Raw genomic sequence first — 17,143 nt, 5'->3', positions numbered from 1 at the left:
CCTTACATAAATAATTATGTACGTATTTACGTAACTTTAATATTTGATCGCTGAGAAATCAAGGTAAACCCATGGACTGCGATGTCTCTCGGTTCGGTTTTGAATTTCTGCGACAGTTGGTTTCTTGTCTGATCGAGGAGGTGTTCCTCGATCTGGCCTTCAGCAAGATCGTTCACCTGAATAGCAATCTCAGCCTCCTCGGGGGAGGGCTGCGGTGAGGCCATGTTTACAAAGAGGACGACGTATTCTCTAAGCATCATTGCGAACCCTACATAATTACGTATTTACATACGTAATTAATTTATCAAATAGCAATTCCACGCTTCGCTTTCGCAAGAAGCCCTTGGAGATGTTCGATAGCTTCTTGATTGTTGCGGATGGCGTAGTCAGGAAATGCGGCTCTTCCAGACTCCTTGCGCTTGAGTAGTTCAGCGATGTGATCTTCCTCGAAGCCCATGCATTCAAGTGTCTTCTCGTCGTCTCTGACTACGGCTTCATTGGCGTCCAGCATCATCTGCTGGGCGTCTTTCAAGCGACGGATTTCGGATTCAACCTGGTTTATCACATCAGGATCCGGGGGTTTTGGCGCAAAAATCATCGCGATGCTCCTAGACGGTTTCTCGGCACTGCGAGCACTGGTAGCCGCCAGTGGCTTGCTGTGTTTTGGACGTGGCATGCGAAGTATAGTCATATTATGTACTTACGTAAATACTTACATACGTAATAAGTAGTTTGAGTTTGTCGGCGATATACGTGCCGCGAAACACAGCGTGAGAGCTCCTCCCTGAGCCCCCAGCGAATCGTTTTTTTGGGTATGTCACAAACCTGCGCTGAAGCGGCAGAAGGCCGACACCAAGCCGGCGTTTAGCCGGGTAGGCGATCTTGGGAGAGGAGGGGGGGCGCATGGGAAATGTCGGCGATATACACCTGGAAGCTAAACAGGGATAGTTTTTTCCAGCTTCTCGTACCATGTGTAACCGTCAACCATGTTGCTCAGCTCTTCCGAGAGCGCCTTGTTATTACGGGTATAGAAAACAACCCTTTGCACCTTGTTGCTTTTATCCAAAGCAATTCGATAATCCGGCAGCGAGTCACGCTTGATGATGCTTCTGATTTCGGAGCGGAACCGTCGTAGATCCTGACTGGAGCCTGATTTTTGCCGGAGAATTTCGATGTCACACTTCCAAAAAACCTTTTTCCCTGCGTGCTTTCTGGCCAACTCGTAGAGACGTCGTTCAAGTGCTTGGCCCAGTCCGAAGTACCGTCGATCGATGGTGAGAACTTCAAAGTGGATCAGAGCGTTGAAAAGCCATTCGGAAATCGTGACGCTGACTTCAAGTGCACCCTTGCCGTTCGCAGTAGTTCGCTCAATTTCATAGTCATCAATAAAACCGAAGCCTTTGACCTGCTCGACACCGCCAGTGACGATGTTTGTTTCGAGGTTCGTACCTTTGAGACGACGCAGCATATCGACGACCAGGTAATAGGAGTTCCCTCCTGGTGATCGACATGTGCCGGTCAAGAAACGATAGATATCGACCTTTACCTTGCGAGCAAGTGGTTGACCCAATTTCCGCCCTTCGATCAATTGGGAACCGATGAAAAGCAGGAGATCCTTATCGAAAACCGTAGCAGCTCCGACAACAGAGGGTGTTATCCGGATCCGCTTTTTGGTGGTGGGGTTTTCGTATTCCCGGATCTCCGTGTCGTGTTTCTTCGACAGGGAAAAAATAGGGAATTCCATACTGGCCAAATCGTCTTTTACTGGCCATTCCATGAGATTGGCGTGAAAAAGGTCGGCTTGTTCAAATGGTTTAAGGTCGTCGTTCGAGCTCACGCTCATTCCCCCCGCAAGGCTGCTGGTGGCAAAAATACCACCATCAGATAAATTCCGGTCATCACTTCACTTGCTGACCATCAAATCGAAACGTAACATGCTGAAACCCAAAAGTGCTCCTAGACGGACTCTGTCGGGTAGAAGCCCGAGTCGGTAGCCGCCACTCGGGCTTCGTCGTTTCTGACGCGCATGTTACTCAGATTACGTAGATACGTAAACACGTAATTACGTAGATAACCCTCGCTTTGCCTAATCACTCCTCATCTAACTGCTCTACCTGGTCAGGGGTCAGCCCGGAAGCCGCACGCGGCGCACAGCCTGCTTGCAGGCGAGCACCGAACGGGTGAGGACTGAAGCGCAGCGGTCCCTTTACCAGGTGGCTGGTGATCAAGGCTCCCCCGGTGGTCATGGGGTTGCTTCTCCCCCATGGCCGTTGGGGTCAGAGGCCGACTCGCTCCCTTCCTGGAGGGAAGGGCGGGGGGATGGGTTTGGCCGCTGCCGGCGGCCGGTGTTGACTCTTACCTCATCATTCAAGCGAAAGGCTCATCGTTGAGGCGTGAGGTGTTTGCCAAGTATGGATACGGGGTGATGCGTTGAACCGGAGGCCTGGCTCAGAGGGATGAACCGAAAGCATCTTTCTGTGCGTTTCTCTGAAGACGTAGAACAACGACAGCCTGTCGGCCACTGCGTACTGCTCTTCCTGATTACGCTTTTCAGATAGTACTGGCGCCGCGATCCGCTGACCTTGCCCCCCGCTTGCAGTCGTTCCTGGAATGCTCAACTGGGAGAACATCTCTGAGTGGGTTTCGGATCTGTTGCGATCGTCAGGAAATTCATTCGAGGTTGTTGATAACGGGTTAGAAGCTTAAAGATTGGTTAAGACAGGTAAAAACCGCGCGCGCGTGTTAACCCTTTAACAATTGCTCTGAAGCTATTGAATCTAAAGGCTTCTGGAATCATGAATGTCGGTAAAAGACGAAATGCCTGTCGGCGTTATACGTGTAAATGTCGGTGATAGACGGTCGTGTATGTCGGCGTTATACGTGTGAGATAGCGAGTTATCCACAGTTGTCGGTGATATCCCTAGGGCGTCGGCGTTATACGTGTCGAGCTCGGAAGGGGTGTATCAGGCTGTTTTAGATGAAACCACCCGTTTTGCTGCGTAATTACGGGCTTTTGGCAGCGTTCAATCCTTAGATTATGTCGGCGATATACGAAGTGAGCCGTATTTTGTCGGCGTTATACGTGCCCTTCCGAGTAGCCTGAATCGCATACTGATTTCTGTAATCTATCCACCATGGAAACTAACAAAACCTGACACCACTTGGCGGATAGTGGCGTATAGCGCTGAAAGCACTGGTACTCGTCTCTTGTTCCTTTTCGCATCGTGTATATAATACGGAAAAGCGAGGAGGGCGAATCCGCCATGAGCAACGACACACCACTAGGGGCTGGATCCCAATTACCCAGCCCTTTCGCCTCGGAAAACCGTGCGCTGATCAATCAGATCATATCCGAGGTGGTTTCGCAGGTTAAACAGACCAGCGATGCAATTGAGCCTGCTGAACGTGTTGAAAAGGAGCGGAAGAAGATCTCCTTCATCGCCGTGGCATCAGTGAAGATGAATTACATCCTCGGCACAGCGCTACTGGTCTCGATAGGTCTCAACTGCGTAAGCACCTGGTTCGCCGTGCATCCCCTGCGTGAGTATTTTGCAAGTGACAATGGCCGGATTTTCCCAATGATCCCCATGTCGCAACCCTACCGTAAGCCCGGTGACGTGATTCAGTACGCGAAGGACACGCTCACGCGCTCCTTCACCATGGACTTCGAAAACTATCGCCAGGATCTAGAAGATAACCGACCTCGATACACCCGCCTGGGCTTTAAGTCATACATCGACGCGTTGCAAAACGCTGGAATCCTCGATCTCGTGCGGCAGAAGCGCATGAATATGTCGATTACAGCGGGCACCGGTGTGCTGGTGAAAGACGGGATCGAGGACGGCGTGTACTTCTGGAACATCGAAATCCCTATTCAAATCAAGCTGACTGGGCAGACCTCCGAACTGCCAACCCAGCGCTTTCTCGCAACGGTGCGTGTTGAGCGCATCGACACTCTCGACTCAATCGAAGGTATCGGTGCGGCCCAACTGGTTACCAAGCCGCTATAGGTGAGCTCATGTTCTATCGTCCAGTCATTGTCTCCGCGTTGCTGGCAGCTTTTGGCTCGCCTTCTGTTTTTGCCGTCGAAGGTTTCCCCACGCAACAACCAGTGCCAACTCAAGCACCAGTGCCAAATCAAGCGGCAGGTGCCCAGCAAGTCGGTTCGAAGGAATCGCTTGAATGGGTCAGCTCGACTCAAGTTCCGCAACAACAGGCAATGTCGTCTCAGCAGCAAATACAAGCCGCATTCCCTCCTACCAGCTACGGCCCGAACAATTATCCGGTGCCGCAGCCTGGACAAGCCTTTCCCGTACCAGTGAACGCTCAAGGTTACCCAGTGCAGCCAGGCGCGCAGCCGCAGTATCTGGCGCAACCAGGCCCACCGCAGCGACCTCAAGATGACGGTACACGGGGCTTGTTTCCGCCTAACCAACCGTCCGCTGGCGCGATAGCGGGGGAGGTTGTTTCACCCTTCACCCCCGGCGAAATCCGTGAATTGCGGAAACAATTTGATGCCAGCCGTGACGCTAAAGCGTTTAAGACGATTCGTGCGGTGCCGAGAATCAGCAGCATTTCCGTCGACCTGTCACCTGGATCGTCGATGCCGATCGCACGGCTAATGCAGGGCACACCTGGCTCGCTGGTTTTTATCGACTCGACGGGAGCACCGTGGCCGCTAGCGGCCGCACCGCGTATTTCCGACGATTCGTTGTTTTACGTCGAATGGTTGAAACCGTCCCATGCCGTGGTGATTTCGGCATTGAGCCAATATGAAACGGGGACGGTGACGGTATTCCTTCAAGGGCTAGCCACTCCGGTAGTCATTCAGCTCGCCACCGGCGAGGAGAACAGCAAGGAGATCAGTCGGATTGTAGATGTCCGGCTCGATGTCCGCGTGCCTGGTCGAGGGCCAAACGCCAAAAACGCCGTGACCGGTCCAGGAAAAATCTCGTTATACGACGACACGCTTCAAGCCTTTCTCGATGGACTGCCCCCGACTGGTGCCAAGGCGATTAAAGCCAATGGCGAAATTCCAGCTGACACGAAGGTTTGGCAGTTGGAAAACGAACTCTTCGTCAGAACAACGTACGACATCAAATCTCCGTTTGATCAGACCAGTTCCGCTGCCAATGGCACGCGGGTGTACCGCATGCCTATTACCCCGTACGTCACGTTCTCAGACATGGGTCGTTCCGTGACCGTCCAGCTCGACATTCTTTGAGGTTGAATCATGAGTGAAATGCAAGCAGATGTTGGACGGAACACTATCTGGATCGTCGCCACAGTGGCCCTTGTGGTCGTTGGTGGGTGCTACGTCGCTTACGGCTACTTCTTCGCTACTGGCTCCACGGCCGCACCGAGCTCGGTGGCGATCAATACTGCCGGCAAAGGCACGGCCTCGCCCGAAAGCGAGCATTACGGAAAAGTGCTGAACAAGTACAACCAGTCCAATGCAACTAATGCGGAGCAGGAAGGAAAAACCTACGTCTCTGTGATTTCCACCAGGGATCAACCAGTTCAGGAAGCACCTGAATCCAAGGCCGCTGCACAAGAGCAACCGAAACAACCTCAAATTGTTTACGTGTATCCGCCAGCGCCTCAGCCGAATGCTGGTCAGCATCAGCCAGAGGTGTTGTCCGACCAGGAAAAAGAGCGCAGAGATCGCATTCGGACTCAGGCGGCGGGGCTCATCAAAAACTGGGGAGGATCGAAGCATACGGTTGCGACAGTTACTGACGAAAGCGGCTACGCAGGCACAGTGAACAACAGCGTATCGAGTGGCGTAGGTGTGCCTGGTGGCCACCCGAGCGCGGGTCAGCCAACCAGTTCCGTACCCGTCGTGAAGATCCTTGATGACTTTGTTCGAATCCCTGCGTTGCTGGGTACTGATCTCGACACCGATGAAAACTCTGTAGTGATTGCTTCGGTCCCCTCAGGTCCTTACCAGGGGCTGACTGTGTACGCCCAAGGCTACAAGCGCATAAATGAATCGATCGATATGACCTTCACCATCATGAAATGGCGCGGGCGCTCTTACAAAATTACCGCAAAGGCGATCGACCAAAACACGCTACGCAGTGCCCTTTCCGGAGAGGTCAACAACCGTTACTTCACTCGGATCATCCTTCCAGCAATTGCTGCCGGCATAGGCAGAACGGGGCAACTGTACGAACAGTCCAGCGCCCAGAACATCATCACCCCGCAAGGTGGCGTCATTCAGACCTATCCATCCACGCCGGACGGCACGGCCGTACTTGGAACGATGATCGGTGGCATGGGGGAAACCGCAGGCAAAGTGTTGGCTCAAGACGCCGCGCAGATGCCCACTAAACAGGTGTTGATCCCGAAGAACGACACGATCGGCATTCAGTTCATGGCACCGGTCTTGTCCACCGACGACCTTTCTGCAGGTGCGTCTGCTCCCGCGGTGGATCTAAATACGCTCAGCCAACCGGCATCGCAGCCTCCGGTTCAGCAGCAACAACAGCAACAGCCAGCAATTCGACCAGCGGGGTACCCAATCACCAATCTGCCGGCGACTGGGCTTTACCCAAACACTCAGTCTGGCTATTCTGCCTATTAATTCTGTATCATTGCCACGATACAAAAAGGAATGATCATGACTAATAAGACTGAACCGCAAGAGGACGTATTCGACATGTCCCGGGCAGTCCCCGCGCCCGGTGTTGCGCCTGCAGTTGACGAGCGAGAGAAAATCGAGCCAAAACCGAAGCAAGCTAGGAGGGCCATCAGTCTGCCTACTGCTATTTCATTTGAAAAAGTGAAGAAGTACGCCGTGCCTGCCGGGTTGGTATTGCTGGTTGTGGTAGGGGGGGTGTGGTCTTTCATGCCGGGACTCTTTTCGTTTGGTGGTAGTGCGAGTCCCGCGCCCAGAAGCGTTACGGCTCAGCCGTCTTTCACGCCGGCGGACGCCATGCGAGATGCAGGGAAAGTCACCTCCCGAGACGCGCAACGAACCGTTTCTGATCCTGGAAGTGTTGCTAATCAGGTACCGACTGCAGTAGTTGAAATTGCCTCAGCGCCTGCAGCGCTTAGAGCGGAGCCTGGGAGCGTCCCTCCGGTTGCCGCTGTGCCGCCTCAGGGCGTTCCGATTGTCGACAAAGAGCTGCAGACGCGTGTCGTGACACTTGAGCAGTCGATGGCTGAGCTGCAAGCAAAAATCGCATTACTTGAAGGTCGACCTGGTGTGGATGCGACCGGCGGTGCCTCCAGCTCAAAAGCGGCCAAATCTGCAGCTGCGAAAAACGATGCTCACAAAACTCCAAAGGTCAATGCACCTGGTGCCACGCGTTCGGCGAAGGCACCGAGCAAACCGACCAGCACAACGCTTGTAAACAACGGCTTCACATTGAACACCATCTACGCCGGTCAAGCCTGGATACAAGATTCCGAACAGGTTTACGTGGTGCAAGTGGGCGACCTTGTCGGCGATACGCAGATCCAGTCGATTGATCCGAAGAGTCGCCGGGTCATGACGACCAAGGGCGTTATTCGCTAAGGAGCTGTCATGGATCTCGCACAAATGATTACCCAGTTCGCGAACACGTTCGCGGTCGCCCTTTGGCGATTCCTGTGGGTATTGGGGATTCTCGTCGGCACCGTCTACGCGGGATCAGCGTTGATGCGGCTGCAAAGAGCATCCCGTCTGCCAGGTTCCAGTCCAGTAACGGTTGGGGACATTGTCCCGCTGCTGATCATTGCTGCGCTGATGGCGAATTTGTCTCGTTTTATCAACGCTGCTTGGACGTCGTTCGGATCCGGCACCGTCAGTTACGGACCAATTGCCTACAGCGGTGCTGCGGAGTTTGGGCGCTTCGCCGAAGCGATCAACTCTGTGCTGACTCTCGCGAGCGTTTTCGGTGGAGTGATGTTCTTCAAGGGCGTTTTACTGCTGAAGAAGGCAACCGTCGACGGTCAGTCGAACCAGGGGGCGGACGATGCGGTATGGCGTGCCCTCACACACATGATTTTCGGTTCCTTCCTGGTGCAAATTCCGGATGTGATCGACGCTGCCCGGGCTTCTCTGGGCCTTGTTTGGTGAAACTTAAAAAGGGGATGTATTGATGAAAATTAATCTATTGGATTACACCATTGAACTGGGCTGCAAGGCTCAAATCGGTCTACAAACCTGGTGCGATAAGCACACAGCGGATCCTGCCCAACGGCAGATCATGCTAACCACCGCTGCGATCACTTTCGGTGCTTTGGCATTCTCCACGGGCGCATCTGCTGACGGAGAAGGTATGGCTGGAATGCTCAGCACGGGTGCGAGCCAAGCTACCTCGGGAACGAATAGCCTGGCACAAATTTTTAAATTTTTGGGCTTCGGCGGTGCCGCATACGGTGGCTTCAATTGGTGGAAAAAAGGACAAGACGGCGCGCGCAGTGACATCAAGGCGACCCAGATCTTCATCCCGATCCTTGCCGGCGCGGGAATTGGCGGTATCGGGTTCCTCATGGGTAAAGCTGGTGAAACCGTGGGGATGGCGACTAGCACTTACGGTCAAGTGCCTCAGTAATCCACCTGATGGATCGGCGGCCGTAAGGTCGCCGGGTTTGACGCCATGAACGATCTCTCGCAACAAGACCCCGCTGCAGTCGATCTGGATAAAGTCGTGCCCAAAGATGGTTTGGGCACAGGCTTTGACAAGACGGCCTTCCCGGCGCTTTTTTTCTCTACGAAGAGCCAGATTTGGGGTGATAAGTCAGGCGCTGAATGGGAGCCGGTGGCGCGGGAGTTCAAGTCTGGGGACTTGAAAAAAAAGACACTCCTGAAAGATGGCCACCGCTGCATGTTTTGCGGCTTTCACTCAAGCCATAACCAGATTCACAACTTGACGGATAACCACCAGGACATCCGTGAGCACAACCTGCGGGCAGTAGATCATCTCTGTCATGGGTGGCAACACCTGGGCGAGTTGGGTGAAGGGAACGCTGTTATTGCTTATCTCCCGGGCCTGAGTGGCCAAGACGTAAACCATCTGCAGAGAACGCTGATGGTGGCATTGCAGGCCGGTGACGAGTCGACCAAGACCGAAGCGAAGAAGTTACTGAATTGGCTCGGTTCGCATTTCAAGTACACCGAAGACGCGTGGGGCACCTATTCACCGGCTGTGTTCGCCAAAGCACTTCTGCGTCAAAGCGACAGCGACAAAGGCCGTCGAGAACTCGTGTTCGAGGGGCTGGCGGTAGTTTTCAACCCTGGCCCGTACAGCCAGGCCGCAAATTTGTGGGCTCATGATTACCAGGTGACTTATCCGGTCGCGAAATGGGCTGACGTCTATTTCAGCGTTATGAACCCACCAGCATAATTTTTTGAGGGAAGCACGATGGGCGTTGCTAAGTTTCTTGATGGTCTTGTCGATGCCACTGAAGGCTTCCTTGCCTACATGTCTCGGTACATGGTCGGTAAAGACCTTGCGAGCTACTGTGAGCTCGCTACAGCCATCGGACTGACCGATGAGGACATCAGTCGTAATCCGTCTCTGAAAGACCCCTATACGCTCGTCACGCACGAAGGTTCTCTCCTGACGGTTTTCGACGTGCAGGGCACTTATCAGATCCTGTCCGAGGACGACTTCGACAAATTGATCGAAAATCTTCGATTGAAAATGAGTGGCTACATGCGTGAGCCCGGACACTCTTTGACGTTCGGGTTCGAGCGCGATCCAGATCGGGCGCTGGATGAGTTGATGCGCCTTGCTGAGCCACAGATTAACGCCGCTCGACGCATGGGCATCAACACCGAAGACATCATCATCGATCGGGTGAAGCGGAACGCACCATTAGTTGCGTGGGAGCAGAATCTGTTGGTGGTCTATACCCATGCGAGCTGTATCGGCGTTGATCTGAAGCGCGAGCGAAAGGAGCTTGAGCAAGACATCCTCAAATACGAGATGCCGCGTGTTGAGTTCGGGCAAAGTCCGGCCCAAGTGCTGATGACGTTGAAGTATCGGCACGACACGATGATTGAGCGGGTACAGAAGGATTTTGACGGCTGTGGTGCAGAAGGACGTCCGGGAATACTGTTGAAGCAACTGAGCGCTCATGAGGCGACCAAGCGCATACGCATCATGGTAAACCGCGAAAGAACGTCTCAAAAGTTCCGGCCGGTGTTACCTGGCGACCGCTTTATACCCCACGGCCGTGAGGATGATAAAGACTTCTCTGATCTCACTGCGCCACTTGTAAATTTTCAGGTCGTGACGAATGACGTTGATACCAGGCGCTCGCTGATCGAGACCGACAATCTCTGGCACGGCAATATTGCTATGGAGCTTGGCCCACAGAATCCGCAGCTGTTTTCCTACCTGTTCAACACCGTCGCCCGGGAAATTCCGTGGCGGATCCGCATCGATCTGTCGCCTGGAGGTCTGTCGGAAACCAGAGGTCGGCAGATGATGGCCGGTTTCGTTGGCATGATTGGTTCAAACAAACAGATCCGCCAATCGTTCCTGGATCTGGAAGAACGGAGCAAGATCGACGCGATCTGCTCGATGAAGATCACGGCTTCAACCTGGTCGAGCACCGAGCGTGAAACCAAGCGTCGTATGGCGGCATTGGAAAAAGCCATTCAGGCCTGGGGCATCTGCAATGTGACTTCGGTTCATGGGGATCCGGTTGCGGCTTGGGCTTCGACAATGCCCGGGTTTACTCTGAAAAACCCCGCGAATCGGATGGTTCCGCCTCTACCTGATGCGCTGAAGATGATGCCGTTCCAGCGGCCGGCAACGCCGTGGAGCGAAGGCGGGTCATTGGTACTCAGAACGCCGGACGGCAAAATCTACGTGGTGCAGCTTGGTAGCTCTCTCCAGGACACCTGGATCGAAGCGTTGTCCGCTCCTCCAGGTTCCGGCAAATCCGTGCTGCTCAACACGATGAACAGCGCAACGATCCACCGGGCGGGCAATACGCGGCTTCCGCTGATGACGATTATCGATGTGGGGCCGTCGTCTGCAGGGTTAATCAACCTAATCCGTGACTCATTGCCTGAGCATCGCAAAAACGAAGTCGTTTACATGCGCCTGCAGAACTCGGCCGAGTTTGCAGTGAATCCTGCTGATACTCAGTTGGGTGCTCGTCTGCCCACTTCGCGTGAGAAAGAGTTCCTGTCGGACTTTCTGACGCTTTTTTGCACGGATCCGAAAACGAAATCGGCGCCGGCGGCTTGTTCCGGTGTCGTCGATAAACTGATTGAGATTGCCTACAGCAAGCGTGCAGGAGAGTCAGCTCTTACGTACGAGGATCATGTGGAGCTTGTCGTTGACAAGGTGCTGCTTGAGTGCGGCCTACGTGCCAAACACGATGACGCCTGGTGGAGCGCTGCGACCTGGTGGGAAGTTACGGATATGCTCTTTGCTGCTGGCTACATTCGCGAAGCAGCTATCGCTCAGCGGCAGGCAGTTCCTGTGTTCACAGACTTTGGAGCCTACCTGTCTGACGAGTCGGTTCGTCAGTTGTATCAAAGCGCGAAAACTCCTGATGGTGAGCCGGTACTGGAATATATGGCTCGCTGCTTCAGCGTGGCGATCTCGAAGTACGCGCTATTCAGCGGTCGAACTCGTTTTGAGGTAAGTGGTGAAACCCGCGTTATTTCGATCGATTTGAACGATGTAATTGGCTCACAGACGCCTGAGGGCAGCGTGAGAACGGCGATCATGTACATGTTTGCTCGGCAAATGGCGGCCAAAAACTACTTCCTCCGCGAAGAAGTGGTGCTCCCGGTTGTTGCGCCGATGTACCACGAGTATCACATGAAGCGGATCGCTGACGTCAAAGACGAAAAGAAGGTCATTGCCTACGACGAGTTTCACAACACCCAGGGTCAGGATGCCTTCGTCCAAACCTGCATCAAAGATGCGAGGGAAGGGCGTAAGTGGGGTATCCGCGTCGTGCTCGTATCGCAATACCTCTACGACTTCCCGACGGCTCTGCTGAACGCGGCGACAGCGGTGTACGTCATGCGCGGTGGTAACACTGCCGACGAAGACGTATTGCGTGACGTCTTCAAGATCTCTGAAGAGGCCATCCGCCGCCTGCAACGCGAAGCCACCGGTCCCGATCCGCGTCTCGGCGGTAACTTTCTCGCGCTGTTTAAAACGAAGGTTGGCTACATCGTTCAGCTGCTTACTAACACTGTTGGTCCGATCGAGCTGTGGGCCTTCTCGACAACGCTCGAGGACGTTGCGCTGCGCGATCGTTTGTACAAGCGACTCGGCGATTACGCGGCACGGAAGCTTCTCGCAGAGAAATTCCCTACAGGCACCGCTCAACCGTTGATCGAACAGATGAAAATCGATGCATCTGACAGCGACGGCGCGTCCGTGGTGAGCACGTTGGCCAAGAGGCTGGCTGACGGTTACCTGAATAAGCTGGCCAAGGAAATGGAGGTGGGAGCATGAGTCTGCACAAACGGAAGTTGCTTTCAGCTGCGGTGCTCGCCGCTTGCGTAGCGATGAGTAGCAACGCAAATGCTTCGATTGTTCCTGTGGTAGACGCCGTGCTGATTCAAGCGGTGGGAATGATGAACACCGCTGTTACAGGGGCCGTCAATGGCACCACTGCTGCCGTTAATTCCATGAACAGCAGCGTTACACAGCTGCTGCAAAAAATTGGTACATCAGTAAACGAAAATGGCCAGAAAATCGCCAAAACTATCGAGGCCGATGGCAAAACTCAACGCGAGTTCGCAGTGAGCCAGGAAAAGAACCGTAAACTCGAAGAGGCGCGTCAGCGCTACTTCGTCGGTTCGAACATTTGCAGTGAGTCTGCCTCTGGCGGTGCACACGTGGTTGCTGGATCTGCTCAAGCTGCGAAGGGCGGCATGCGCCCCGGTGGTGGAGCGAAGGTGAGCAATAAGGCGATCGCTCAAGCACTGAATACCCCGCCGATCGCCCCTGAAATCGATTCGTCCCGGGCGGCCAAGGTTCACGCTCAATTCTGTGATGCTGACGACTACGCGGCGTACGGTGGGTCACAGGCCTGCCCAAGCGTGTCAACCAGTATGCCTGGTGCAGACAAGCGAGTTGATTCGGTGCTCTCAGGCGCTGGGGAGAATGGGAAGGCTCCTGATCTGACGTTCAACCAGGATCAGATCGACGCAGCACGCATGTACGTGCAGAACTCTACTCGTCGTTCGATCGCACCTCAGCTGAAAAAGGGTGAAGCGGACACTGTTGCCGGCAGCCAGTACGTCGGATTGATGAACCAATACAACGCGATCATCTCAGCCGCGGCGGATCCGCAGGAGCAGCGGATCGCGAACAGTCAGCCCAGCCCAGCGACGAAAGACCTGTTAAAGGAGGCGTTGATCTCTCCTGCAGCAGCCGCGTACTACAAGGAATTCGCGTCTGATACTGCCAAGAGTACCGGGATGATGTCTGCTCGGGAATTTGAAGCGTTCGAGGTTGGCCGACGTTATGCCAACACCGAGTACCAGGCCGATCTACAGGCCTTGAGTGGCGAGAACCTGCAGCGTGAGCAAATCCGTATTGCCTCTCTGAACAACTGGCTGATGCTGGGCATCAAGGACGAACTGCAGAAGTCGAACATCATCAACGGTCAGCTCCTGGCCAGTGCGGCTAGGGATGAATACACGCCGATTCTAGGGACTTTGTATAAGTCCGTGTCTGGCCGCATGGGGGGGCAGTAATGGACTTAAAGAACGCTGTAAAAGCAGGTGCCAAAGGTTCTCTCTGGACCGTTTGGCACGTCATCATGCCCCTCGCTGCGATGAAGCGGACTCTGTCGCTTACAAAGCGTGAAGTGGAGCGGAACAAGGAGAACTTGCAGTATCTGAAGGAGCTCAGCGCTGAGGCAAAACGAGTTCTCTCCGACGATAAGGCAAGTGATGAAGATCGACCTGGCTTGTCGTTCGAGGAAGCAATGGCTTCCCGCTCAGCTGATGCACCGTCGATACCAGAACTGTACCGGTCGTTCCTGATGAAAAAGCGTTGGGCACTTGCAGCGGGAGTGTTTTTTGCTCTCACAGGGAGCTGTGCCGTCGCAGGAGGGATTTTCTTCGGGCATCCCAAGGACATACTGCTTGGGGCTCTATCGCTTCTTGTAAGCCAGCCAGTGTTCTTTATGGCCGCGCTAGGGGCGCAACTCAGGCTGTGGCAGCTTAAAACCAAGCGACTTTCTGTGGAGGAGAGGGGGAGCGTCCGCGACTTCATGTCCGACTACCGGGATTGGTTCCGACAACTGATAAATCCGGAAATCACCTGGAGCCGCAAGGCTCAAAAATCGAGCCGATCCGATGGAAGGAAACAGTCATGAAAAGGCTAATCCGTGTTTCCCTTGCCATCATCGGCGCCGTGAGTGCATTGCCGGCATTGGCCGATTCAACGTCTTTGAGCGGCATTGCTGAAGCAGCTAAGCGCACTGGCGACAAATCCAGGGAAGCCCTGGTATCTATCTACGGCAACGTGGTCAACAACCCGTTGGCCACCGGTGGCTCCGGAGGAGGGGACACGGTGTTGGCCAGCGTGTTCCAGGTGACCAATGCCGCCTTGCTCGTGATCGGTGGCTTCTTCGCGGCCTATATGCTCTTCAGAAAACTGACCCAGTCGGCACACGACGGCGCCGTATTTGATAAACAGCGTCACATGGTGTGGGACCCGATTAGGCTTGTTTGGGGCCTTTCTGCGTTGGTACCCACGGCAAACGGTTGGGCGCTATCCCAGCTACTGATGCTGTGGGCCGCGTCCTTGATGGGCGTAGGGATCGCAAACCTGGGCGTGGATGCGTCGGTACAAGCGTTCAACGAAGGCAAGTCTATGGTTGCTCAGCCGGTGATGCCGAGCACTGTGAGTCTCGCTCGCAGTGTTTTCGAGATGAACCTGTGCATGCACTCCATTAATGCGGGGCTGGCCCAGGCAGAGGCTAGCGGGGCACTAATAACGCAGGACGGGTACATTCAGCAGAGCCCGACCGCTAGCGGGTTCGCCCTGAAAAACACCAGCTTTGTCTGCGGAGGCGCCGATATCAACGCATCGCTGGAACCGCAGCCACAATCCACAAGCTGGTTCAGCGGCACGATCGACGCATCGGATATCCGCCGCGCTCATCTGACTGCGCTGCAGCAGATGCAAGCGACCCTCAATAGCGCGGCGCAGGGCTTCGTCACTGGTGTCTTGAAGAAACAGGCCGGGAGCGGATCGGTACCTGACGCTGAGATGGCGATTCAGTCCGCTTCGCAGCAGTACGAAAACACCATCAGCTCGATCGCGGCCACTAAGCAGGGCAACATTGCCGAGCTCGCTTCGAAGCTGAGTAACTCGATCAAGGAAGGGGGGTGGTTGACGCTTGGTGCCTGGTACCAGACTTTTGCCCAGGCCAATACCAAACTGTCTGACGCGGTAGCAGCGAAAGCATCGGTGTACGGTATGTCGGCAGATGGCGACCCGGCAATGCTCTCGGTCCTGGGTACTACGAGCGCGGCATTTCGTGCACAGCAGTCGAGTTCTTCCTACAGTCCAACCTTGGGTACCAGTAGTTCTGGCGATTACTCAAAGGGCGCAACCGGTTCCGACGCGAGCAAGGTCATCGGCTCCGTGTTCTCCGCTCCAGGACAAAGGCTTGTTAATTACCTGATCGACGTGAATGCCGGCGGGGAGGGCAGGGGCCAGCTGAATCCGTTGATCAAGATGAAAAATCTTGGCGACTACACGATGGTTGCCGGCGAAACCGCTCTCGGTGCTTACGTAGCTGCCAAAACCTTGATCGCTGTGAAGGACGGGCTGTCCGCCGCGGGCCTGGCCGCTCGTGCGGCGAACGCGCTCACGTCGATCGGAGACGTCCTGGGAGGCGTGCTGGACGCAGTCTCTCCCTTTGTGGTCATGGCGATCATTGCGCTGTTCATCCTGGGCGGAACGCTATCGACTTATCTGCCAATGGTTCCTTTCGTGATCTGGTTCGGCGCAGCAGTCAACTGGCTGGTAGTGGTGGGTGAAGCCATTATCGGTGCGCCGCTCTGGGCGCTTGCGCACCTTGGCGGGGATGGGGACGGCATGGGCCAGAAGTCGGGCCATGGCTACATCTTTTTGCTGAACGTGACGGTGCGACCAATTCTGATGGTAATCGGCTTTTTCCTTGGCGGCGCCGGGGTTGTTGCCGGTGGAACACTGCTCAACCAGATGTTCGGCATCGCGTTGGCCAACGCTCAATTCGACTCCATTACTGGTCTGGTCAGCATCGTTTTCTACCTGACGATCTACTGCTCAATGTGCCTGAACCTGGTTCATAGCTGCTTCAACTTGATCTACATCGTGCCGGACCAGGTCATTAACTGGGTCGGTGGCCATGCGTCGGGCACTCTCGGCCGCGATGACAACGACAAGATGAAGAACGCGCTCAACGTGTTCGGCGCCAAGCTTGAGCAAAACATCAAGGGCGGCGGCGGTGGCGGGAAGAACACTGGCTCTGAAAAAGAGGGTAACGGGATCAAGGCTTGATGGGTGAGGGGCTGGAAAAGATCTTCCAGCCCCTTATCAATCCCCCTTTGCGCTGTCAATATCGCGTGCTAATATCAACTCACGAGTCCGTATTATGACTACTATACAAAAGACAGCGCCGCTAAGGGGACACACCATGAACACCGTTTGGTATCTGCTTCGACCGTTTTACGCAGTAGGCCTGTTCCCGGTGGCGTTGCTGTTCGGGATTGGTTTGTTCAGTTCCAGCAAAGAGCCCGAGGTGACCGTACCGGTACTTTTGGCCAGTGCCGGTTACTTTGCACTGGGTTACCTGGTGTTCTCTGTGATCCCGAAGTGGCTGAAAAGCCGCCTCCTTGACCAGGTCCACAAATGTGCACCGGGTTTCAAGGTGGATTACGAGGCTGTGTCCTCGGTGTTCAATCGCTATGTCGGGTTCAACCGTGAGGCGAGAAAACTGGTTTACGTCGATATCTCCGATGGAACCAGCGCCGTGCTCGATTTTCCCGACGTTAGCGCCTGGGAAGTCGAAACCAATAAAGGTAAGCCTGCGTTGCTGAAACTGATGACGTCAGTCGCGGCTCTGCCGCTGATCGGCGTGCGTTTTGATCGTCGCCAGTCGGACGATTTGATGGCCAGGCTGACAGCTTCGTTTGGCTGAAAGATTCTGGATCATGAAGGGTAGG

15 protein-coding genes are annotated in these 17,143 nt (G+C 54.6%); 12 read left to right on the top strand and 3 right to left on the bottom strand.

Annotated elements, in window-relative coordinates; translation table 11 throughout:
• Positions 1-304: 304 nt before the first annotated feature.
• The 3 genes from ACYZT6_RS31265 to ACYZT6_RS31255 all read right to left on the bottom strand — a co-directional run bounded on the left by ACYZT6_RS31265 (position 305) and on the right by ACYZT6_RS31255 (position 2,246).
• Entirely contained in the window at positions 305-598 is a 294-nt protein-coding gene (locus ACYZT6_RS31265; protein WP_462030076.1) for a hypothetical protein, read from the bottom strand.
• 336 nt (positions 599-934) lie between these two features.
• Complete coding sequence (locus tag ACYZT6_RS31260) at positions 935-1,837, bottom strand: replication initiator protein A (protein ID WP_256660587.1); 903 nt, start codon at positions 1,835-1,837, stop codon at positions 935-937.
• Positions 1,838-2,090: 253 nt separating this feature from the next.
• The gene (locus ACYZT6_RS31255; protein WP_462030075.1) at positions 2,091-2,246 is read right to left on the bottom strand and encodes a hypothetical protein; all 156 of its coding nucleotides are present in this window, start codon (positions 2,244-2,246) and stop codon (positions 2,091-2,093) included.
• Positions 2,247-3,263: 1,017 nt separating this feature from the next.
• Between ACYZT6_RS31255 and ACYZT6_RS31250 the strand changes: the two genes are divergently transcribed.
• The 12 genes from ACYZT6_RS31250 (at position 3,264) to ACYZT6_RS31195 (ending at position 17,118) form a co-directional block, all read left to right on the top strand.
• Complete coding sequence (locus tag ACYZT6_RS31250) at positions 3,264-4,010, top strand: DotI/IcmL/TraM family protein (protein ID WP_462030074.1); 747 nt, start codon at positions 3,264-3,266, stop codon at positions 4,008-4,010.
• Positions 4,011-4,018: 8 nt separating this feature from the next.
• Positions 4,019-5,224 carry a DotH/IcmK family type IV secretion protein gene (locus ACYZT6_RS31245; protein ID WP_462030073.1) on the top strand — a complete coding sequence of 402 codons (1,206 nt, stop codon included), beginning with the start codon at positions 4,019-4,021 and terminating at the stop codon, positions 5,222-5,224.
• A 9-nt stretch (positions 5,225-5,233) separates the two neighbouring features.
• Positions 5,234-6,586 carry a conjugal transfer protein TraO gene (gene traO, locus ACYZT6_RS31240; protein WP_462030072.1) on the top strand — a complete coding sequence of 451 codons (1,353 nt, stop codon included), beginning with the start codon at positions 5,234-5,236 and terminating at the stop codon, positions 6,584-6,586.
• A 36-nt stretch (positions 6,587-6,622) separates the two neighbouring features.
• The gene (locus ACYZT6_RS31235; RefSeq protein WP_462030071.1) at positions 6,623-7,522 is read left to right on the top strand and encodes a hypothetical protein; all 900 of its coding nucleotides are present in this window, start codon (positions 6,623-6,625) and stop codon (positions 7,520-7,522) included.
• A gap of 9 nt (positions 7,523-7,531) precedes the next feature.
• A complete protein-coding gene (gene traQ / locus ACYZT6_RS31230) occupies positions 7,532-8,065 on the top strand; it encodes a conjugal transfer protein TraQ (protein ID WP_137808332.1) in 534 nt (177 codons plus the stop codon).
• Between the two features lie 22 nt (positions 8,066-8,087).
• Positions 8,088-8,543, top strand: a complete 456-nt coding sequence (locus ACYZT6_RS31225; RefSeq protein ID WP_462030070.1) for a DUF6750 family protein — start codon at positions 8,088-8,090, stop codon at positions 8,541-8,543.
• Between the two features lie 45 nt (positions 8,544-8,588).
• A complete protein-coding gene (locus ACYZT6_RS31220) occupies positions 8,589-9,335 on the top strand; it encodes an HNH endonuclease (protein ID WP_462030069.1) in 747 nt (248 codons plus the stop codon).
• Positions 9,336-9,353: 18 nt separating this feature from the next.
• Positions 9,354-12,425, top strand: coding sequence for a hypothetical protein (locus ACYZT6_RS31215; RefSeq protein WP_462030068.1), 3,072 nt, complete (start codon positions 9,354-9,356; stop codon positions 12,423-12,425).
• Positions 12,422-13,675, top strand: a complete 1,254-nt coding sequence (gene traW / locus ACYZT6_RS31210; protein ID WP_462030067.1) for a conjugal transfer protein TraW — start codon at positions 12,422-12,424, stop codon at positions 13,673-13,675. The genes ACYZT6_RS31215 and traW overlap by 4 nt, the downstream gene beginning before the upstream one ends.
• Positions 13,675-14,301, top strand: coding sequence for a hypothetical protein (locus ACYZT6_RS31205; RefSeq protein ID WP_462030066.1), 627 nt, complete (start codon positions 13,675-13,677; stop codon positions 14,299-14,301). The genes traW and ACYZT6_RS31205 overlap by 1 nt, the downstream gene beginning before the upstream one ends.
• Positions 14,298-16,478 (top strand): DotA/TraY family protein, encoded by a 2,181-nt coding sequence (locus tag ACYZT6_RS31200; protein WP_462030065.1) that lies wholly within the window; start codon positions 14,298-14,300, stop codon positions 16,476-16,478. The genes ACYZT6_RS31205 and ACYZT6_RS31200 overlap by 4 nt, the downstream gene beginning before the upstream one ends.
• Positions 16,479-16,614: 136 nt before the next feature.
• Entirely contained in the window at positions 16,615-17,118 is a 504-nt protein-coding gene (locus tag ACYZT6_RS31195) for a hypothetical protein (RefSeq protein WP_462030064.1), read from the top strand.
• Positions 17,119-17,143 lie beyond the last annotated feature (25 nt).

Source organism: Pseudomonas sp. RT6P73, assembly GCF_054897715.1.
This window is presented reverse-complemented; position numbering and strand designations above follow the sequence as displayed.

Bases quoted from the DNA above. Each gene is read 5' to 3' on its own strand.
- ACYZT6_RS31225 (WP_462030070.1), top strand. From the start codon at position 8,088: ATGAAAATTAATCTATTGGATTACACCATTGAACTGGGCTGCAAGGCT.
- ACYZT6_RS31215 (WP_462030068.1), top strand. From the start codon at position 9,354: ATGGGCGTTGCTAAGTTTCTTGATGGTCTTGTCGATGCCACTGAAGGC.
- ACYZT6_RS31195 (WP_462030064.1), top strand. From the start codon at position 16,615: ATGAACACCGTTTGGTATCTGCTTCGACCGTTTTACGCAGTAGGCCTG.
- ACYZT6_RS31255 (WP_462030075.1), bottom strand. From the start codon at position 2,246: ATGACCACCGGGGGAGCCTTGATCACCAGCCACCTGGTAAAGGGACCG.
- traQ (WP_137808332.1), top strand. From the start codon at position 7,532: ATGGATCTCGCACAAATGATTACCCAGTTCGCGAACACGTTCGCGGTC.
- ACYZT6_RS31200 (WP_462030065.1), top strand. From the start codon at position 14,298: ATGAAAAGGCTAATCCGTGTTTCCCTTGCCATCATCGGCGCCGTGAGT.
- traW (WP_462030067.1), top strand. From the start codon at position 12,422: ATGAGTCTGCACAAACGGAAGTTGCTTTCAGCTGCGGTGCTCGCCGCT.
- ACYZT6_RS31235 (WP_462030071.1), top strand. From the start codon at position 6,623: ATGACTAATAAGACTGAACCGCAAGAGGACGTATTCGACATGTCCCGG.
- ACYZT6_RS31220 (WP_462030069.1), top strand. From the start codon at position 8,589: ATGAACGATCTCTCGCAACAAGACCCCGCTGCAGTCGATCTGGATAAA.
- traO (WP_462030072.1), top strand. From the start codon at position 5,234: ATGAGTGAAATGCAAGCAGATGTTGGACGGAACACTATCTGGATCGTC.
- ACYZT6_RS31265 (WP_462030076.1), bottom strand. From the start codon at position 598: ATGATTTTTGCGCCAAAACCCCCGGATCCTGATGTGATAAACCAGGTT.
- ACYZT6_RS31245 (WP_462030073.1), top strand. From the start codon at position 4,019: ATGTTCTATCGTCCAGTCATTGTCTCCGCGTTGCTGGCAGCTTTTGGC.
- ACYZT6_RS31250 (WP_462030074.1), top strand. From the start codon at position 3,264: ATGAGCAACGACACACCACTAGGGGCTGGATCCCAATTACCCAGCCCT.
- ACYZT6_RS31205 (WP_462030066.1), top strand. From the start codon at position 13,675: ATGGACTTAAAGAACGCTGTAAAAGCAGGTGCCAAAGGTTCTCTCTGG.